The sequence below is a fragment of the Ulvibacter sp. 2305UL32-6 genome, assembly GCF_058148545.1.
The window spans coordinates 396,642-411,196 of sequence record NZ_JBYVKA010000002.1; the positions used below are offsets into that span (position 1 = coordinate 396,642).

Annotated in this window: 12 protein-coding genes; 10 read left to right on the plus strand and 2 right to left on the minus strand. The window is 39.3% G+C overall.

Features of this window, described 5'->3' with window-relative positions; all coding sequences use genetic code 11:
• Positions 1 to 204: 204 nt before the first annotated feature.
• A complete protein-coding gene (locus ACY2RU_RS07630; protein WP_490137844.1) occupies positions 205 to 2,706 on the plus strand; it encodes a TonB-dependent receptor in 2,502 nt (833 codons plus the stop codon).
• An 80-nt stretch (positions 2,707 to 2,786) separates the two neighbouring features.
• Here ACY2RU_RS07630 and ACY2RU_RS07635 read toward each other — a convergent pair whose 3' ends face one another.
• Positions 2,787 to 2,957, minus strand: a complete 171-nt coding sequence (locus ACY2RU_RS07635; RefSeq protein WP_490137845.1) for a hypothetical protein — start codon at positions 2,955 to 2,957, stop codon at positions 2,787 to 2,789.
• Between the two features lie 171 nt (positions 2,958 to 3,128).
• Between ACY2RU_RS07635 and fumC the strand changes: the two genes are divergently transcribed.
• Both fumC and ACY2RU_RS07645 read left to right on the plus strand, forming a co-directional pair.
• Positions 3,129 to 4,523, plus strand: a complete 1,395-nt coding sequence (fumC, locus tag ACY2RU_RS07640) for a class II fumarate hydratase (RefSeq protein WP_490137846.1) — start codon at positions 3,129 to 3,131, stop codon at positions 4,521 to 4,523.
• A 165-nt stretch (positions 4,524 to 4,688) separates the two neighbouring features.
• Positions 4,689 to 5,990: a 7TM-DISM domain-containing protein gene (locus tag ACY2RU_RS07645; protein ID WP_490137847.1), complete on the plus strand. Its 1,302-nt coding sequence runs from the start codon at positions 4,689 to 4,691 to the stop codon at positions 5,988 to 5,990.
• A gap of 102 nt (positions 5,991 to 6,092) precedes the next feature.
• Here ACY2RU_RS07645 and ACY2RU_RS07650 read toward each other — a convergent pair whose 3' ends face one another.
• A complete protein-coding gene (locus ACY2RU_RS07650; protein WP_490137848.1) occupies positions 6,093 to 9,266 on the minus strand; it encodes a cytochrome c biogenesis protein in 3,174 nt (1,057 codons plus the stop codon).
• Between the two features lie 95 nt (positions 9,267 to 9,361).
• Between ACY2RU_RS07650 and ACY2RU_RS07655 the strand changes: the two genes are divergently transcribed.
• The 7 genes from ACY2RU_RS07655 (at position 9,362) to ACY2RU_RS07685 (ending at position 14,525) form a co-directional block, all read left to right on the plus strand.
• Entirely contained in the window at positions 9,362 to 10,129 is a 768-nt protein-coding gene (locus tag ACY2RU_RS07655; protein WP_490137849.1) for a Rossmann-like and DUF2520 domain-containing protein, read from the plus strand.
• Between the two features lie 6 nt (positions 10,130 to 10,135).
• Positions 10,136 to 10,669: a KdsC family phosphatase gene (locus ACY2RU_RS07660; RefSeq protein ID WP_490137850.1), complete on the plus strand. Its 534-nt coding sequence runs from the start codon at positions 10,136 to 10,138 to the stop codon at positions 10,667 to 10,669.
• Positions 10,670 to 10,875: 206 nt separating this feature from the next.
• Complete coding sequence (locus ACY2RU_RS07665) at positions 10,876 to 11,796, plus strand: geranylgeranylglycerol-phosphate geranylgeranyltransferase (protein ID WP_490137851.1); 921 nt, start codon at positions 10,876 to 10,878, stop codon at positions 11,794 to 11,796.
• A complete protein-coding gene (locus ACY2RU_RS07670) occupies positions 11,793 to 12,386 on the plus strand; it encodes a GNAT family N-acetyltransferase (RefSeq protein ID WP_490137852.1) in 594 nt (197 codons plus the stop codon). The genes ACY2RU_RS07665 and ACY2RU_RS07670 overlap by 4 nt, the downstream gene beginning before the upstream one ends.
• A gap of 9 nt (positions 12,387 to 12,395) precedes the next feature.
• The gene (locus ACY2RU_RS07675; protein WP_490137853.1) at positions 12,396 to 12,983 is read left to right on the plus strand and encodes a Maf-like protein; all 588 of its coding nucleotides are present in this window, start codon (positions 12,396 to 12,398) and stop codon (positions 12,981 to 12,983) included.
• A 31-nt stretch (positions 12,984 to 13,014) separates the two neighbouring features.
• Positions 13,015 to 13,950, plus strand: coding sequence for a septum formation inhibitor Maf (locus tag ACY2RU_RS07680; protein WP_490137854.1), 936 nt, complete (start codon positions 13,015 to 13,017; stop codon positions 13,948 to 13,950).
• 2 nt (positions 13,951 to 13,952) lie between these two features.
• Positions 13,953 to 14,525, plus strand: coding sequence for a mechanosensitive ion channel domain-containing protein (locus ACY2RU_RS07685; RefSeq protein ID WP_490137855.1), 573 nt, complete (start codon positions 13,953 to 13,955; stop codon positions 14,523 to 14,525).
• The last annotated feature ends 30 nt before the right edge of the window (positions 14,526 to 14,555 follow it).

Consider the following 14,555-nt stretch of genomic DNA (forward strand, 5'->3'; position numbering starts at 1 on the left):
AAGAATGATTTAATGATTGAATGATTTAATGGGGGTGTAATCTAATTCAAGCATCTAACTTCTCGCCTCGCACTTTCAGCTTCATGGTCTTATTTCCCTCTTTTTTCAAACTTTCACGTTTCCATACTTTCTTTTAACACAACTTTATAAACTAACCGCGAAGGACGGAGTTATTTTCGTAGTCAAAATTGCTAAAGAGAATTTATGCGAACTATACTTACCTCGATCCTATTGTGTGCGTCTGCGCTCCTTATGGCTCAAAGACCAACTCAATCGGAAGCTGCCGATGTTATTATTAAAGGAAAAATCCTAGAAACAGGTACCAATATACCTTTAGAATACGCCACCGTTTCATTTACCGACCAACAAGGAAAAATTGTTACTGGAGGAATAACCGACATGGATGGAGTTTATAGCATTGAAGTCCCAAGTGGAGTTTACGATGTAAAATTTGAATTTATATCTTATGAGTCGAAAGTACTTTCAAAGCAACGACTGACCAAGGATACAACACTCCCTAATATAATGTTAGCACTTGATTCAGAGAGTTTAGACGAGGTGGTTATTCGTGCAGAAACCACAGAGGTTCAAATTCGTTTGGACAAAAAGATCTACAATATTGGTAAAGATCTTACCACAAGTGGCGCCACAGTTAGCGATGCATTAAACAACGTGCCTTCGGTAACTGTAGATGTTGATGGTGCCATTGCGCTACGCGGAAATGAGAACGTTCGTATTTTGATCAATGGAAAACCAAGTGCTATCGCCGGCTTTGGTTCTACCGATGCGCTAAGACAACTGCCTGCAGATGCTATTGAGCGCGTAGAAGTAATTACGAGTCCGTCGGCGCGTTATGATGCCGAAGGGACCGCAGGTATTCTAAATATTATCCTTCGGAAAGAAAAAACATTAGGTCTCAACGGGTCTATTAATGTCAACATTGGTGTACCTATAAATAGCAATGTCTCAACAAACATCAACCTTAGAACAGATAAGTTTAATATTTTTAATACAACTGGGTACCGTTATAGTGACGCCCCAGGAAATGCATCTTTTGACAACCGTTATTTCGACCGAACCGTAATTGATGAAGATACAGGCGAAGTCACTGTGGTTTCACCAACATTTGATAGAACTACAGAAGATCGTGATTATAATAGGCTTCGGAAGGGATTCAACACCAATCTTGGGATGGAGTACTTCTTAACAGACAAATCGTCTATCACAGGTAGCGCATTTCTTCGATTAGGAGACAATGCAACTGAAACCACAAATATCACAGACAATTTTAACCCGGTCGATACGCGCGTTTCCTCCATAACACGTATTGAAGATGAAACGGAAGAAGACACGAGTTATCAGTTTTCCTTGAATTATGTGAATGATTTAAATGACGACGGCCAAAAGCTGACAATAGATTTGCAATATGAAAAGGATGATGAAACGGAGATCTCTAATATTATTGAAAGCACAACTTTTCCAGATACAGAAAGACTTCCAAGTGAATACATTACAGCTATCGAAGATCAAACCGAATATTTAGTGCAGGCAGATTATGTATTACCTATTGGCGAAAACGCACAATTTGAAGCAGGTATACGTGGAAACTATAAAGAGTCTATTACAGATTATGAACTATTAGAAGAAGGAGGAACTTCTAACCAATTCTATCTAAATGAGGATATTTCAAACGTTTTTACCTATGATGAAAATATCAGTGCGGTATATACGCAATACGGAAATAAGTTTGGTAAATTTTCCTTTCTGGCAGGTTTACGCTTAGAAAATACGCAACTCAAGGGAAATGTAGCTGCTGAAGTAGAGGCTACCGATGATGTTGATCTTAACTTTGACAAAAATTATTTAGGTTTATTTCCTACTGTAAACCTAACCTATGAACTTAATGAGACCTCAAGTTTTACTTTAGGGTATAACCGCCGTATTAACCGTCCGCGTGGTTATTTTATCAATCCATTTCCTTCCCGTTCTTCTGAAGCGAATGTATTTCAAGGGAATCCAGATCTTGATCCCGCCTATGCTAGTGCCTTTGATCTAGGGTATTTAAAGCGCTTCGGAAGAAAACTAACGCTAACATCTTCTGTATACTATCAATATGAAACTGACGCTTTTGAGCGTGTTCAGGAAGAGACCGGAATGTTTACCTCTAATGGTGTTGCTATTATCCGTACCATTCCTATCAACCTTGCCACCAACAAACGCATTGGTGCAGAAGCAGGTGTTCTTTACAATCCGCTTAAATGGTTACGATTAAATAGTAGTTTTAACTTTTTTCAGTTTGAAACCGAAGGATTTTTTAACGACGTAGATTATGGCGCAAAAAATACAAGCTGGTTTGCTCGTTTTAGTTCGAAAGTTACCTTGCCATCAAAGATCGATTGGCAAACTACTGCATTTTACCGCGGACCAAGTAATAATGCACAAACTGAGAGCGAAGGTATTTTCTCTCTGAATTTAGCATTTAGTAAGGACATTATGAATGATAATGGTACCATTGGACTTAATGTTAGTGACCTATTGAACTCAAGAAAGCGGCAGTCGTTTACACAAACTGAATCATTCACTAGTGATAGTGAATTTCAGTGGAGACAGCGTCAAATCACCTTGGCCCTTACCTACCGAATCAATGAAAAGAAACAACGTCAGCGTCCGCAGCGAGATGGTGACGACAGTGAGTTTGAAGGATAATATCTTCGGAAACATAACATAAAAAAGAAAGCCCCGAAAATAAATTTCGGGGCTTTCAATTATATAACGTGGGAAGTTATTTACAATTCTCTTTCAGCTTTTTTAGCCGCACGTTTCATCTTCATATTCTCTAATAATTGTCCGCCGATCCAATAAGGAATTATCCCTACTAAAAAGATCATCAACCAAAAACCGATGGTCAAGATGGTTAAAAACGCAAGAAATCCTAAATATTGGTTAAAATCGAACATAGTAAACGTGTTTTATGCATGCAAAGATAAAAATGTTTTTTCGGAAAAAACAACACTATTTAAAATTCTTCACGGAAATTCTTTTCAACGGGAACCTCAGAAATATCACCAGCCAAAAACTTCCGTAGAAGTTCATAAAAAAGTACCTTTGTACTACTGAAATTTTATACCATGAACTACCGAATTGAAAAAGATACCATGGGCGAGGTTCAAGTACCTGCCGATAAACTTTGGGGCGCACAAACAGAGCGTTCCCGAAACAATTTTAAAATTGGAGCTCCGGCTTCCATGCCACTAGAAGTGGTGTATGGCTTCGCTTATTTAAAGAAAGCGGCAGCTTATACTAATTGTGAACTTGGCGTTCTTTCCGAAGAAAAAAGAGACCTTATTGCTAAAGTATGTGATGAGATCTTAGATGGGAAACACGATGATCAGTTTCCATTGGTCATTTGGCAAACCGGAAGTGGTACACAAAGTAATATGAATGTGAACGAGGTCATCGCAAATAGAGCGCATCAATTAGCGGGACGTGTGGTTGGCGAAGGTGAAAAAACCTTACAACCTAATGACGATGTAAACAAATCACAATCTTCAAATGATACATTTCCTACAGGTATGCATATTGCAGCCTATAAGAAGGTAATAGAAAATACCATTCCTGGAGTTTCTCAACTACATAAAACGCTGGTCAATAAGTCTAACGAGTTTTCTAATGTGGTAAAAATTGGACGAACACACCTTATGGACGCTACACCGTTGACACTCGGACAAGAATTTAGTGGGTATGCTTCTCAATTAGAACATGGAATTAAGGCATTAAAAAATACACTTCCACACCTTTCTGAGCTTGCCTTAGGTGGAACTGCTGTTGGTACAGGAATTAATACACCTAAGGGATATTCAGTAAAAGTAGCGGCTTACATCGCAGATTTTACTGGCTTACCTTTTATTACCGCAAAAAATAAATTTGAAGCTCTTGCTGCGCACGATGCCATTGTTGAATCACATGGGGCATTGAAGCAATTGGCGGTTTCTCTAAATAAGATCGCGAATGATATTCGTATGCTTGCTAGCGGACCGCGGAGTGGTATTGGCGAAATTACGCTTCCTGCAAATGAGCCTGGTTCTTCTATCATGCCAGGAAAGGTGAATCCTACCCAGTGTGAAGCAATGACCATGGTTTGCGCCCAAGTTATTGGAAACGATATGGCTATTACCGTTGGTGGAATGCAAGGACATTTTGAATTGAACGTCTTTAAACCTGTTATGGCAGCTAATTTTTTACAATCTGCTCAACTCATAGGAGACGCATGCGTATCTTTTGATATACATTGTGCTCAGGGAATTGAAGCGAACGAAGCCGTGATCAAAACACAATTGAACAATTCACTTATGTTAGTGACTGCATTAAACACAAAAATAGGTTACTATAAAGCAGCCGAAATTGCAAATACAGCTCATAAAAATGGAACTACTTTAAAGGAAGAAGCGGTTCGTTTAGGGTATCTTTCTGCGGAAGAATTTGACGCTTGGGTAAAACCTGAAGATATGGTAGGCGAAAAGTAAGTTAAATCAACTACGAAGATAGCCTTCTTAAAATGTAATACCATTCCTACAAGAGTGGTATTTTTTTTTATTTTTTCTTCTTTTTTTATCGATAAAGTGCAAATAAACTAGTTTAAATACATAAGTTTTGTATATTGCCCATCCCAAATGTGTAAAACTTATTTAATGAGACTATCAATTTTGCCCCACGTATTGAGTCTTTTTATTGTACTGTCGGCATCGGCAAATACAATAGATTTTAGTAGCTATTCTAAGGTGTCTTCCTATGATGCCTTATCCTTAAAATTATCACTAAAAAAGGATGTTACAACTGCTCTAAGAGAAAAAAAGAAAGATTCTTCTATCACTCAAGATCAAAATGCATCCCAGCTAACAAATAGTGAGACGCATAATGCAGTGTTTGATGGTCAAAAACAAGATAAATCTTTTTCTAAAAAGACCACACTTACTGCTTCAACTAGCAACCATGCGATTAACAGAAATTCTTCTGTGGTCATCGCTAGTAAGGCTGGGACAAACTTATTTCAAAAAGGATTCTTTTATGGCCTTGCGCTAACCATCGTAATGCTCAATTTTATATGCTACTTCCTGTTTGAAGAAAAAGTATTTTTATTGTATGCGTTTGCTTTGGCTAGTGTAAGTATTGTTTTATTCAACAACGATGGTCTTTTGGCACTTTTCGGAATTGAATCGATCAACAAAGGGCATCTACTCGATGGTCTTTTTCTAATAATAGCAGTAGGTACTAGCTCTTTATTTGCTCAAAAATATTTGAATATCTCCGAGTTTTTTCCAAAGTTAAAGCGGATAACATCCTTACTTTTTATCGCTGGAAGCGTGCTGGTTTTTTCAGCTTGGCTAGTGCAAAGCGAGCAGATCTTTTCGGCTGCTAATTTTATACTGTTTAGTGTACTAGTGATCTATTTTGGAGCGGGTATAGCGCTTTTCAGCAAAAAAAATTACGCCAAATTCTATGTGATCGCAGCAAGCATTCCTCTGTTGTTTACAATCGATTTCTATGTATTGAAACCAGCGGAAATTCATTTTCTCTTTACCGAAAGCGTACACTTAAAAGTGGCTCTCTTAGTTGAAATGGTCATTCTGACCTATGCTATCATGTTCCGTATGAAAGCTATAAAAGAAGAAAACATCTTACGCCAAACAGAGATGCGAATCTTTCTAAAGCGTCAGGAATCGATGATGAATAGGCACAATGTAGAACGTCTCATGGAAGATATGTATTTGGAGAACCTGATCATGCATTACGATCTAGACGGACTCGAAATTAAACTTTTACAATATATTTCCGAAGGAAAAGAAAACGTAAAGATCGCTCGTAAATTAAAAATGTCTGAAGAGGACGTAGAGGATCTAACCAAAGACTTATACACCAAACTTGAGATCAGCGAGCAAATTAAAGAAGATCACCGTATGGTAGACTCACAGCCTGATTATATCTATAACTAACCAACCTCAAATTATTTAGAGGCATATTATTTAATACCCCCGATAGGTCTATCGACCTAATCAACTTGTTTTGTTTTTATGGCGAAAAGGATAGGCGAAAGCTTATCCTTTTTTTACATAGTATTTTGAGTATCGGAAATAAGAGAACACACTCAAACCAATAAAGAATGCAACCAACCAATAAACAAAAACAGGTGTTACAGGTGCATCACCACTGGCATACGAGTGTAATCCGGTGAGATAAAAATTCACTCCAAAGTAGGTCATCATAATAGAAGCATACGCAAAAATACACATCACATTAAAGAACCAACGCCCTCTAAGGCCAGGAACTAAACGCATGTGCAATACAAACGCATACACCATAATACTAATTAAGGCCCAGGTTTCCTTTGGGTCCCATCCCCAATAACGGCCCCAACTTTCATTAGCCCATTGTCCGCCTAAAAAGTTACCAATCGTGAGCATGACCAAACCAACCGTAAGTGCCAATTCAGCAATGATGGTTAGTTCCTTTATATTCAAGTCCATTTTTGTACGATTCTCTTCCGTGGTAAGCAACATAAGTAACAACGACGTTGCTCCTAAGATCATCCCTAACGTAAACGGGCCATAACTCGCTACAATCACTGCTACGTGAATCATAAGCCAATAACTGTCTAAAACAGGCTGTAAATTAGCAATACTTGGATCTAGCCAGTTCTGATTGGCGACCCAGAGGATGATAGCCGCTACAAACGCAGTAGAAGCAATCGTGAGATCACTTTTTCTTCCGAAGGCGAGTCCGAAGAAAACCGTCGCCCATGCCACATAGATGATCGACTCATACGCATCACTCCACGGCGCATGTCCGCTCACATACCATCGTGCTGCGAGTCCCAGTGTCATCGCAATAAACATAAACCAGATGGCGTATTTACAGATCTTAATGATGATATCGATAACCTTTCGTTCCTTAAAGATCTGAAAGATGATAAAAAGGAACATCACCACTCCAAAGACTGTAAAGTAGCGAAAAAGTTGATTAAAAATATCTACCTTATTGTATAGAATTTCGGCTTTGATCCTGTTTTCTGAAGGAAGGACCTCACTTCCAAATTTCTTCTGAAATTCATGCATCAAGTCTAAAACCTCCTCGGCTTTTGAATAATCTCCCGTTTGTCTCGCATTCCGAAGACTATCAAAATACAAGGGAAGTACAGATCGTGTAAATAAAGAATCCTTTCCTTTGATGTTGCTTTCGGCTAACTCTGGATACGAAACCCATTTGTTTCCTTCATCATTCGGAACTGGAAAGATCTTTAAGATACTACCACTCAACGCTTGATTCAGTAAATAGACATTCTCATACGTTTTTACGAGGTCTTTTTGAATCTGATTGGGTGTATTGGTGCTCGTAGCAGCTTCGAGATAAGGTTCCAATTTATTATTCCCTCTGGCATCAAAAAGATCGATCAAAGCAATGCGCGATGCGCCTTCTTCGGCTCCTACAAGATGCCTTATACTATCGTTTTGCCACTTTACAGCAATTAAAGGAGTTTGTACCCATAGCTTCGGAAATTCGGTCATCGAAAGAAACACTTGATTGGCATCTAAGCCTTCATAGCTATTCTTTCTGCTTATTTTCCGAAGTAATTCGCTTGCAAATGTGTTTACAGGCTTCATTCTACCATTGTCCTGTAAAATAAGCCGCGCAAACTTCTCGGCGTGCTCCTTACTTACAGCATTGGCCTGAATAATAGAATCTATTTGCGCCTTGTTTTCTATACTGTGCTGCCCATTATTTGACGTTTGCGCCATGCTACTTCCAACGAATAAAAGCAAGGCCATTACCGTTAAAGAGGCCTTTTTTGCTTTTACTTTATCCAACGATCGTTTTAGGGAAGCGAAACGCGTATACCCATCAAACATAATGGCCATCAGGCCTATGTAGAGCAAGAAATATCCAATATAAGTGATCCATGTTCCAGCCATATCATGATTTACAGAGAGAATTGTTCCTTTTTCATCAGGATCAAATCCCGACTGGAAAAAGCGATATCCCTGATGATCCAGAACATTATTCATAAATATTTCGGTATCAAAAAACTCCGAATCACTATCGTTTACAGTTACTTTACTTTTAAAAGCTGAATATCCTTTTTCGGTTCCAGGATATTTATCGGCTATAAAATCGTTTAAAGTGATACTAAAAGGTAGATCGATTTTTCGCGAGCCATAGCTTAAATAGACATCGAGATCACCTACTTGCACCAATTCAGGATCGGGCTGCGAGCCTTTCCCTCCTAGCAACTCAATGGTTTTAGTTTCTCCATTTCCAGAAACCTCAACGATCAATGCATTTACGTTAGTTTTTTCGGGTGCTTCCGCTTTTACAATACCGTATGTTCCCGTCACCACTGGTTCTGGAATTACAAAGGCCATACCTGCCATTTGATACAGTGAACGCAGCATTAAGGGTTGGATACTATCGCTTTCTACGCTACCTCGCATTTGATCAGCCATTCTCATATACTCACCTTCAAACGGAGATGCAATGCTGTAGGCGTCTTCGGCCTCATCATATTGAATATTGATCGCGCCTTCGGTAGGTTTGTTGAGCGAAAATAAAATATTGTGAATATTGGCTACCTGCCCTACTTTTAGCCAGTGATCGTGTCTGTTTCCATCGCCAGCTTCGACTATCTTTAAATACTGCTCACCAGCATCAGACAGTAAAAGATCTTCCTTGGCATTTTCAATAAAGTCTTTGTAAGTAACCGTTACAGGAACTCCGTTATAATCGGTTTCTAAAGTAAAATCGTTATTTAAACGCTCTGAGAGTCGTAATGCTTTCGAGCTAAAATTACGTCGTTGTAGCACGCCGTCAATCTTATAATCGCCGTCGATCATCCCTTTTAAATAGGCTTCGCTTGACAAAATATGATTTGCCGTTGCGCCCTCACGAATGTGCATTACGCCTTCATAACCAATATAGCGCGTAACAAACGCCCCAACCAAGATGAGGATAAACGATAAGTGCAGTGTAAGCGTTGCCCACTTTTCTTTTCGGAAAAGATTAAAACGAAACATATTGCCTATAAAGTTGATCACAAAAAGGACCATAATGGCTTCAAACCACCAAGCATTGTAAATGAGCTCACGTGTATAGGGTGTTGGAGAAGTTTCAGAAGACGCATCTAAAAATGTTCCCACGGCCATAGCAATGGCAAAAACAATAAATAATGTGGCTGTTAATCGAGTTGAAAAGAGGATTGCGGCAAGTTTCTTTTGCATGCTGGCTATTTTTGTGCAAATTTAGGCAATTATGTCCATACGGTTTAGTTAAAATTGCTTCGAAATTCCTTCAAAAAAGTTAGTAACTTCGCAATATGACGAGCGTAGTTATTTTAGGGTATGGAAATGTAGGAAAACACCTTTGTAGCGGGTTCCACAAGGCTTCAGATGTTACTGTAAAACAGGTTTATAACAGAAAGAGCATCCGACTCACTTCGGAAGTAAAAGAAATTCCTTTTACCACCGACTTAACCGCACTGGAAACCGCAGATGTTTATATCATTGCTATTCCAGACGACGCTATCGCTTCCTTTTCCGAAGGTATTCCGCTTAAAGACGCGCTGGTCGTACACACCTCGGGCTCTGTACCCATGGAAATATTAGCCGATAAAAATAGAAAAGGCGTTTTTTATCCGTTGCAGACATTTTCAAAAGCGAGCAAAGTCGATTTTGCTGACATTCCTATCTGCATTGAAGCTGAAAAACCATCCGATTTGCAATTACTTCGGAAATTGGGCAATGCGCTTTCAAAAAAAGTGGTTGAAATTTCTTCCGAAGAACGGGCAAAACTGCATCTTTCGGCAGTGTTTGTAAATAATTTCGTCAATCATTTATATTATATGTCTGAAGCTTATCTGAACGAAAATCATATTGACTTCGACCTACTAAAACCATTGATCGCAGAAACAGCACGTAAAATGGAGCATCTTACGCCTACCAAGGCACAAACGGGCCCAGCTAAACGAAACGATCAAAAAACCATTGAAAAACATTTAAAATTAATGGGACCAAGCCCTATGGCAACTCTTTACAAACAATTTACCGACGCTATTCAACGAACCACAAAATCAAAAAGCAACTAACCACATATGGAAAAAAGCTATAAAGAATACCTTAATCACATCACCACTTTGGTTTTTGACGTCGATGGCGTGCTAACTGACGGCTCGGTCCATATTACAACCGACGGACAACTATATCGAACCATGAATATAAAGGATGGTTTTGCACTTAAAACGGCGGTTGATAGAGGCTATCATATCTGTGTGATCTCTGGCGGAAGCAATGAAGGTGTGCGCTTGCGTTTAGAAGGTCTAGGAATAAAAAATATTCACTTAGGAACCCATCACAAAACCGAAACACTCCGTAAATTTATGGTTGACAACCAAATTAAAGTCGAAAACGTGCTGTATATGGGTGATGACATTCCAGACTTAGACGTTATGCAACATGTAGGTCTGCCTGTTTGTCCGCAAGACGCCGTACCCGAGATCAAAGCCCTCTGTAAATATGTTTCTCATAAAAAAGGTGGTGAGGGATGTGTACGTGATATTATTGAACAAGTATTGAAAGTACAAGGAAAATGGATCAGCAATGGACCAACGAGCGCGAGCTATGATTAACTGCCTCCGACGACTCATCACCGACGAACGAAGTGAGAGGATGATGCCGAGAGGAAGACACTTCCACAAGCCTTGAAGTTTTTTATGAAGCAGGAAGCGCGAGCTAAGAGCAAAGATCAAAGACAAAATGACCATTTAACCACTCACCAATTTAACCAATTACCCATTCAACCATTTACTCATTAGTTCACTAAATCATTGAATCATTGACCCTCGCTTACCTCAAAATAATCCGTCCCATCAACCTCCTTCTTATGGCGGTCATGTTTGTGGTTTTTAAATACGGGTTTTTAGAACAATTGTCCATTGAACTCACATTAAACACACTTCAATTTACACTTTTAGTAATCGCTGTACTACTGATTGCCTCAGGTGGTTATGTGATAAATGATATTCAAGATATTACGATAGACAAGGTCAACAAACCAACACAGGTTTTAATTGGTAAAAAGATAAGCGTCAAGCGGGCTAACCAGTACTTTATCTTCTTAAATGTTTTGGGTGTTGGTATTGGGTTTTATTTAGCGAACAGTGTTGGGCATCCCGGATTTGCAGCTATATTTATTATGGTCTCCGGACTCCTTTATATGTACGCTACAAGTTTAAAATCGAAGCTACTTATTGGTAATCTCACCATCGCTTTTTTGGTCGCCCTCACCCCCATCATGCTCATCTTGTTTGATATTTTTCCTGCCATAACTACCGATGTTATGGATGGTCAGGTGATCGCTTCGGGAATCTTACTACATTATGCGTTCTTTGCTTTTCTGCTGAATTTTATACGCGAGATCGTAAAAGATCTGCAAGATGTAAACGGTGATAAAAAAGGCGGAAGAGCCACATTACCTATCGTTATGGGACGAAAATGGACGCATAAACTTGTTTTTATTCTTTGCGTGATCACCACACTTACCATTGTTTGGTACATGTATCATTTTCTGTATGCCTACCAAGCCATGGCGCTTTATTTCCTACTAGCCGTGCTTGCTCCCTTGTTATTTGTTTGTATCAAAGCATGGACGGCAGAAACGCTCAAAGACCTTTCACTCCTATCCAATATGCTGAAAGTGATCCTTTTTTTAGGTGTCTTGTCCATTTTTTTCTATCCAAAATTGTTACTTGTATGAAATTCGATACCTCTAAAAACATAATTATTGAAAACGATCGTGTTAGATTAACACCGCTTACTAAGGCTCACTTTAAAACACTTTTACCTTTTTCTGAAAACGAACCTGAACTTTGGACCTACTCCTTAGTTTCCGGCAGTGGCTCTGAAAACCTTAAAAAATATATGGATCATGCCTTTAAAAAACGTGAGTCGGGCGACAGCTATCCGTTTCTAGTCTTTGACAAGTCTACCCAGCAATATGCGGGAAGCACTCGTTTTTATGATATTCAGCAGCAACACAACACCCTACAATTAGGCTATACGTGGTATGGCAAGGATTTTCAAGGCACAGGACTCAATAAGCATTGTAAGTTTTTACTACTCTCATATGCTTTTGAAACACTAAACGCGGCACGGGTTGAGTTTAGAGCCGACGCAAAAAACGCGCGTAGTATCGCAGCAATGAAACGTATTGGTTGCACAGTTGAAGGTATTTTACGAAGCAATTGTGCAGGCCCCACAGGTCGACGAGATAGTATCGTTTTGAGTATTCTTAAAAACGAATGGGACAATAACAAAAAAGGTCAATTAAAAACACAGTTACAGTAAGCTCCAAATATGCTCAACCAAAAACTCAGCAATTACAATATCATCCTCGCCTCGGGTTCTCCGCGAAGGCATCACTTTTTTAATGAACTCGATGTCAATTTTACCATTGACGTTCGCGAAGTGGAAGAAGTATACCCAGACCAACTCAAAGGCGCTGAAATCACAGATTATCTCGCACAACTCAAAGCATCAGTGTTTACAGACCTTTCAGAAAAAGATATCGTCGTCACCAGCGATACCATTGTTTGGAAAGACAACAAAGCTATTGGAAAACCCAAAGATGCAGAAGATGCCAAAAAAATGCTCCGAAATCTCAGCGGCGCCATGCACGAAGTCATTACTTCGGTGTGTTTTACATCTAAAGATTTTCAGAAAACGGTGAATGACACCACCAAAGTTTGGTTTAAGCCTATTTCCGAAGAAGAAATTAACTACTACGTTGACACCTACAAACCCTTCGACAAAGCCGGCAGCTACGGCATCCAAGAATGGATCGGTTATATTGCCATCGAACGCCTCGAAGGCTGCTATTTTAATGTCATGGGCCTACCAACACGCCTTGTTTATAAAACCTTAATGGCGATTGCTAACAGCTGATTTTGTGTTATTTTTGTAGAAAGATCACACTATGAAATTGTTTAGTAAAGGCTTTCTTATTGCGTTGTTTTTCTTCGGAATCTATGCGTGCGGCGAAAAAGATAGTTCGTCGCCCAAGAATGTATCAGACGTAAAGCCCGTTTCTGTAACCGTTAAGGACCGAAACCTTTCCGAAGACTTCAAAAACTATTGGTATGACGGAACAGCCGAAATCACTTCGTATCAGCTTACCCAAGCGCGCTATGGCGAACTTCGTGAAGGCACAGCCGTAAACATTTTTGTCACCGAAGATTTTCTTCCAGAAATACAAGTCAAAGCCGATAAGGTTTCCGAAGAAAATATTCCCGTATTAAAATTTAACCAGACCAAAGACTTTAATACCGGCATCTACCCCTATTCTATCATGACCAGCACTTTTAGTCCGCTGCGATCAACCGCACACGCGCTAAAAGTAAGTCACTCGATGCAGGAATGGTGCGGACAAGCTTACGTGCAACTTAACAATCGTAAAGATTTTGAGATCCGTTCGCATTCGTACTTCCAAGGCGAAGCAGATGCTGAATTTAATCTACAAAAAACGTGGCTTGAAACCGAACTATGGAACCTCATTCGCATCAACCCAGAAGAACTTCCCACGGGTGATCTACAGGTGATTCCTTCTTTTGAATTTCTTAGAATGTCACATCAAGAAACAAAAGCATATGAAGTTTTTGCCAGTTTAAAACAGGGCGATTCGCTTACCAGTTACAAATTGATGTATCCCGAATTAAAACGTGAATTGATCCTCTATTTTAATAGTACCTTCCCGTTTGAAATTGAAAAATGGGAAGAAACCAACGCGCCTAGTAATGCTGAAGGCGAAGGACTTTCCACGACGGCAGTTAAAATGAAACGTATAAAAACTGCTTACTGGCAACAAAAAAGCAAAAACTTTGAATCGCTTCGCGACTCTTTAGGGCTGAAATAGATATGATGATATTTGAAGAGTATTTTCCGCAAATTGTAAAATCTGGGATTGTTTTAATCACCTTGTTCGTGCTTCGGTGGTCGCTTGTCTTTACCGTAAAACGCGTTGCAAAGAAATCGGAACGCCTAGAACATCGTACAGGACTTATTGTTAAGCTTATTAGCTACCTTATTATCTTTTTCCTCATCATCGGCTTTATATTTATTTGGGGTGTACAGATCAAAGACCTCGGACTGGTCATGTCTTCGGTTTTTGCCGTTATTGGTATCGGTTTTTTTGCACAGTGGTCTATCCTATCGAACATTACCAGCGGTGTGATCATGTTTTTTACCTTTCCATATAAAATTGGCGACTACATTAAAATTCACGATAAAGAATTTCCCTTTGAAGGATATATTGAAGACATTAAAACCTTTCATATTGTTTTGCGAACCCATCAACACGAAGAGGTAACTTATCCAAATAGTATGATGCTACAGAAAGGTGTGACGGTCATAAAACCAGAAGATTTCACCGAAATGGAAGCTAGGTTGGAAGAAGAAGACAAAAATGTGACCGAGCAGGCTTTAGATTAACTTTTCTTCGGAAGTTAAAAACTGTTAAAG

Excerpts from the sequence above, each read along its gene's own strand:
- ACY2RU_RS07630 (WP_490137844.1), top strand. The coding sequence starts at position 205 with ATGCGAACTATACTTACCTCGATCCTATTGTGTGCGTCTGCGCTCCTT.
- ACY2RU_RS07635 (WP_490137845.1), bottom strand. The coding sequence starts at position 2,957 with ATGTTCGATTTTAACCAATATTTAGGATTTCTTGCGTTTTTAACCATC.
- fumC (WP_490137846.1), top strand. The coding sequence starts at position 3,129 with ATGAACTACCGAATTGAAAAAGATACCATGGGCGAGGTTCAAGTACCT.
- ACY2RU_RS07645 (WP_490137847.1), top strand. The coding sequence starts at position 4,689 with ATGAGACTATCAATTTTGCCCCACGTATTGAGTCTTTTTATTGTACTG.
- ACY2RU_RS07650 (WP_490137848.1), bottom strand. The coding sequence starts at position 9,266 with ATGCAAAAGAAACTTGCCGCAATCCTCTTTTCAACTCGATTAACAGCC.
- ACY2RU_RS07655 (WP_490137849.1), top strand. The coding sequence starts at position 9,362 with ATGACGAGCGTAGTTATTTTAGGGTATGGAAATGTAGGAAAACACCTT.
- ACY2RU_RS07660 (WP_490137850.1), top strand. The coding sequence starts at position 10,136 with ATGGAAAAAAGCTATAAAGAATACCTTAATCACATCACCACTTTGGTT.
- ACY2RU_RS07670 (WP_490137852.1), top strand. The coding sequence starts at position 11,793 with ATGAAATTCGATACCTCTAAAAACATAATTATTGAAAACGATCGTGTT.
- ACY2RU_RS07675 (WP_490137853.1), top strand. The coding sequence starts at position 12,396 with ATGCTCAACCAAAAACTCAGCAATTACAATATCATCCTCGCCTCGGGT.
- ACY2RU_RS07680 (WP_490137854.1), top strand. The coding sequence starts at position 13,015 with ATGAAATTGTTTAGTAAAGGCTTTCTTATTGCGTTGTTTTTCTTCGGA.
- ACY2RU_RS07685 (WP_490137855.1), top strand. The coding sequence starts at position 13,953 with ATGATGATATTTGAAGAGTATTTTCCGCAAATTGTAAAATCTGGGATT.